The 4839-nt window shown below is 69.4% G+C and carries 5 protein-coding genes; all 5 read left to right on the top strand.

What is annotated here, in order from left to right; genetic code table 11:
* On the top strand, positions 1-338 hold a 338-nt coding region (locus IT306_01245), incomplete at its 5' end, for a hypothetical protein (protein ID MCC7367014.1).
* Between the two features lie 10 nt (positions 339-348).
* Positions 349-1512, top strand: coding sequence for a tail fiber domain-containing protein (locus IT306_01240; protein MCC7367013.1), 1164 nt, complete (start codon positions 349-351; stop codon positions 1510-1512).
* A complete protein-coding gene (locus IT306_01235) occupies positions 1509-2456 on the top strand; it encodes a hypothetical protein (protein MCC7367012.1) in 948 nt (315 codons plus the stop codon). The genes IT306_01240 and IT306_01235 overlap by 4 nt, the downstream gene beginning before the upstream one ends.
* An 8-nt stretch (positions 2457-2464) precedes the next feature.
* A complete protein-coding gene (locus IT306_01230; GenBank protein ID MCC7367011.1) occupies positions 2465-4099 on the top strand; it encodes a phage major capsid protein in 1635 nt (544 codons plus the stop codon).
* Positions 4100-4138: 39 nt separating this feature from the next.
* Entirely contained in the window at positions 4139-4696 is a 558-nt protein-coding gene (locus tag IT306_01225) for an HNH endonuclease (protein ID MCC7367010.1), read from the top strand.
* Positions 4697-4839: the final 143 nt, after the last annotated feature.

Genomic DNA, 4839 nt, shown 5'->3' with positions numbered 1-4839 from the left:
CGCGCATCAACAGCACCACCAGGGAGGGCCTGCGACGGCTGATCGCGGAGGCCGTCGAGAAGGGCATGTCGCCCGCGGAGGCCGGCGAGCTCATCGAGGGCTGGGCCGGCTTCGACCAGTACCGCGCAGAGCGCATCGCGCGCACCGAGCTCATGTTCGCGTACAACGCGGCCGCGTTGGACAGCTACGGGGCGCTGGGCGTCACCAAGGTCCAGGCGATCGACGGGGACGACGACGAGGAGTGCGCCGAGCGGAACGGGCAGACGTACTCTCTGGCCGAGGCCGAGGGGATCGAGGACCACCCGAACGGGACCCTGGACTGGGTGCCGGTAGTCTGAGGAGGATCCAATGAGCTACCAGCTGGCTGGAGCCGTCGCCATCCACGACCAGACCGTCAACCTGACGGCTTCGTTCACCCTGCCGGGCGGCAGCTACCCGTGCCGGATCCGGGTCGACAGCGAGACGATGATCGTGACTGGCGGAGCCGGGTCCGGGTTCCTGTCGGTCCAGCGAGGCGTCGACGGCACGGCTCCGGCAGCCCACGATGCCGGCGCGACGGTCTACGACGACACGGACACCGATGAGCATGTCGGAGACCTGGTGGCCGACACCCTCACGGCCGACCACGCGACGGGGGAGAGGTCTCCGAACGCCGCGCTGGGGGTGTTCAGCGTCGGCGGCTTCATGTCACGCGGCATCGGCGGCCGCCAGAGCGGCTTCCAGGCGTACCAGACCGGTCCCGAGGACCCCATCTACTACGTCTACCACGACCGGGCCGGCGACTCGACGCTGCAGGTCGGCGATGTCCTGTTCTACCTGCTCAGCGAGGGCTCCACAGCGGCGGACCCGTTCTACGCGTTCGGGTCTTCCATCGGGGTGAGCGTCGGCGCGATCGATGGAGACGGCATCGAGGCCAACCTCGATGTGGCGCTCGGCACGCTTGATGGGACCAGCCCGTCCAGGCTGCAAGTGCGCGGACTGGATGGGACGGTCCGGCCTGGCGCGGACAACGCACAGAAGCTGGGTGACGCGTCTCGCCGCTGGAGCGTGGTCTACGCCGGGACCGGGACCATCAACACTTCTGACCGGGGCGCGAAGCAGGACGTGCGGACCGTCGCTGCCGACGACGACGGGAGGGCACTCCTGGGCGTGGCTCGTCGGCTGTCCGATCGGATGTCGTCCTACCGCATGAAGGACGCCGTAGAGCAGAAGGGCGACGACGCGAGGATCCACCACGGCGTGACCGCGCAGGACGTGGAGGCAGCGTTCAAGGCCGAGGGCCTGGATCCAGCACGGTACGGCGTCTGGTGCCGGGACGCGTGGGACGAGCGGGTCGAGGTCGAGCGCGTCCCGCTGCCGCATGAGAGGGGCGTGCCTCCCAGCTACGAGAGGGTCGAGACCGTCATCCCTGCGGGTGAGGCGCTCGGCATCCGGTACGAGGAGCTGTTCGCCCTGATGTTCGCGGGCATGAACGCGCGCCTGGCGGCGCTGGAAGAGAGGTTGGGACTGTGACCACCAAGGGATCGCTCGCGGCGAACCACGCCGCCCGGGGAGCCGGCATCATCCAGCAGCTGTTCGACCTGGTCGGGTGCGAGGCTGACGAGCCGGAGCAGGTCACGCTGCTCAACGGCGCCATCGACGCGGTGAACGCCTGGATCGTGGCGGAGCGCAGCGAGGTCGGATCGCCCGACGACGCGGCCGCGTACCAGGCGTACTACGGGCCCAGCGTCAAGGCGTGGCAGCAGGAGATGAAGGCGGAGCCGCTCGATGGGTCCAAGCTCGACAGCTGGCTGGGTGGCAAGATCCCGCGGCGCCTGCTCATGGTCCCGTTCGGCGGACCGCTCCCGGGCGGCAAGGCGGGCCTTGACCTGGATGGCGAGTACTTCCACGAGGGCACCGACCTGTTCGGGCCGTTCCCGCTGCTCCGGTCGTCGCGCGATCGCCTGGTCGACTGGCACCACGACAACGACCCGACCAAGGTGATGAAGGGCGCGATCCTGGGCCGCGTGGTCATGGACGCCGCGCCCGAGGCGGATGGCATGTGGGCCGACTTCTGGGTGAACGCCGGCGAGAAGCGGAAGGCCCTGATCGCCACGCTGGAGCGCCGCGGCGTCCAGCTGTACGGATCGTCCCAGGCGATCCCGACCGCGGTGCGCAAGGCCAGCGACGGCGCGATCGACGTCTGGCCGGTCATCCGCCACACGATCACCACCAGCCCGCAGAACACGCTGGCCGTGGTGCCCGCGCTGAAGGCCCTGTTGACGAGTGGCCTACCATCCGAAGCGACCAGCAAGGCTGCACTCGAGGCGGCGGTGCTGGGCATGGACGAGGGTCCATCGCGCTCGACCGCTCCTGTGGGATCGGCACCGATCGACGCTGACCTGCCGCCCGACGTCAAGGCGAAGCTTGACCTTGCGATCGACGGGCTTGCTGCCTACGTGCGATCGCTCCACTGAGGAGAACGATGGACCCGTCCGCGATCACGCGGTACTCCGGCAACGTCGAGGGCATGGCGGTCTACATGACCGTCTGGATGGCTCTCGCTGCCGTGGGCGCCATGCCCATCGGGCACACCCGCAAGGGCACCCCGATCTATCCCATGGCCGGTGGCGATGGCACCGGCGAACTGAACGCCCGGCTCGACGGCATCCTGGCCGAGCTCAAGCGCGTGGGCGACACCCGCACCGATGCCAACCCGGCCGCGAAGGCTGCGGATGGCGGTCGCTATGCGGCCGCACTGGATGGCAGTACCGAGCTTGCCGCCAAGGCGACGGAGATCGAGACGCTCCTGGCTGGCCAGCGCGCCGACCGTGACGCGGCCGCTCGCAAGGCGGAGATCCAGGAGGCCGTCCGCGAGGCGATGCACTCCAGCCGGACCCCGTCGATCGCTGCCTCCCTGGCGGCGGGTGCGGCGTCCGCGCAGCCTGGTGGCTCGCGCTTCATCCAGCCGGGCGGCGGGTTCGCCGGCAAGGCGTCGCCCATGCTGGCGGCGACCTTCCGCGACTACCAGCCTGGCGAAGTGCTCCACGCGATCATGGGCTTCAAGGGCCAGCTGTCGGACGGTGGTATCGACATCGAGCAGCTGAACGCCAGCAAGGCCGCGCTCCAGGAGCTCGGCATGATCTTCATGGGCGTGCCCGAGGCGTCGAAGGCGACGCTCGGAACGACCGGGGCGACGGGCGGCTACGTGCTCCCGAACAACCTGGTCGACACGGTCGTGAAGCCGGAGACCCAGCGGGCCGTCCTGCAGAACCTGGTCACGGTCATCAACGGCGTGGCCGTCCGTGGCGTCGATCAGCCGTACCGCCTGGGCGCTCCGACGCGGATGACCTTCCAGGACTGGGGCGCGACCAAGGAGAACGTCAACGAGACGTACGGCTCCTACAGCGCCAACCTGGGCACCATCGCCCGGGTCATGGACATCGCCAAGCAGTACGCGCGGTTCAGCGCCGGCGCTGCCGAGGCGGACGTCATGGACGAGCTCACCAAGGCTGCGATCCTGGCGGAGAACTACTACATGGTCGCCGGCGCGGGCACGGGCGGCACGGGCACGGGTGACCCCACGGTGGGCGTCTACACCAGCCTGAACGCCACGCCTGCGTTCCTCGGCTACAAGGGCGCCAAGACGGGTGCCGCGAGCAACAGCACGGTGGCCGGCTCTGCCGCGTCCGCCTTCGCAGAGCTCTTCGGGATCCTGGCCGGGCGCAACCGCGAGGCCACCGCGGTGCTGGTCGACAGCACCACCTACTGGACGATGATCGCCCAGGGTTCCGATGCAGCCGGCTTCTGGGTGTCGCCCACTGGCGGGCCCACCGGGTTCACCCGGACGGAGTCGGGCGGCCTGGCGTTCTGGGGAGTGCCGATCTTCTACGACACCAACCTCGGGACGAACGCCGCGACGAAGATCGCGATCGCGGCCGAGTGGAACGCGTTCAAGCTCTACCGCGGCATGGAGTTCCGCATCGACTCCAGCGACGTCGCCGGCGATCGCTGGGACAAGAACCTGATCGGCTTCCGCGGGGAGGAGGAGATCGGCTTCAACGCCGAGACCCCCGTCCACGTGGGCGCTGCTCAGTTGATGACGAGCGTCATCCCGTAGCAACGACGGTGATGCCCTGATGTGGGATACCATCGGGACATGCCGACAGAGAAGCAACTAGCGAACTGGGCGCGGATGCGCGGTCCTGATGGCATCGGGGCCCGCAACGCGGCCAAGGCGTCGGCAGCAGCCGCCGAGCGGTACCGTGCGAACGGTCCCTCGGCGGCTCAGTCGTTGTACCGGGGAGGCGAGGCCCTCCGGGAGCGTCTTGCCCGCGTCCGCCCGCCCTTGGACCCGGCCGCAGGCGCGAAGGCTGGCTGGGCCAAGGTCCGCGCTGAAGGCCCCTCCGACGCCCAGCGTGCCGCGTGGAAGGCCAACGGAGCGCGCATCGCAGCGCTGAACAGGACCCCTGAGCGCATCGCGGCGGCCCGCATCAGGCGAGCCAACCCGAGAGTCATCGGGGAGTGCTACGCCTGCTGGGGACCCGCCACCGCGATGGACCACCTGGTTCCCCGTTCCCGGGGTGGCATCGATGACCCGGAGAACCGAGCGCCGATCTGCGACCCATGCAACGCCAGCAAGTCATCCCGGACCGTCGAGGAGTGGCTGGATGCCGGACTGCGCGGTGCTGGTCCGGTGGTCAACGGCGTCGTGTAACCTCTCGGCGCCGGCTGGAGGAGCGCTTCACCACCGGCCGGCGACCCACCCATGAAGCGATCGGGAGGAAGCGTACCGATGGTGGACGTCATCACCGGCGACCAGCGGGTCGACAACGCGGTCCACACCTACACCCCCGTGGG

Source organism: Chloroflexota bacterium (assembly GCA_020850535.1).
GTDB lineage: Bacteria > Chloroflexota > UBA6077 > UBA6077 > JACCZL01 > JADZEM01.
The sequence above is the reverse complement of the archived record's forward strand: the minus strand, read 5'-3'. Positions and strand labels throughout refer to the sequence as shown.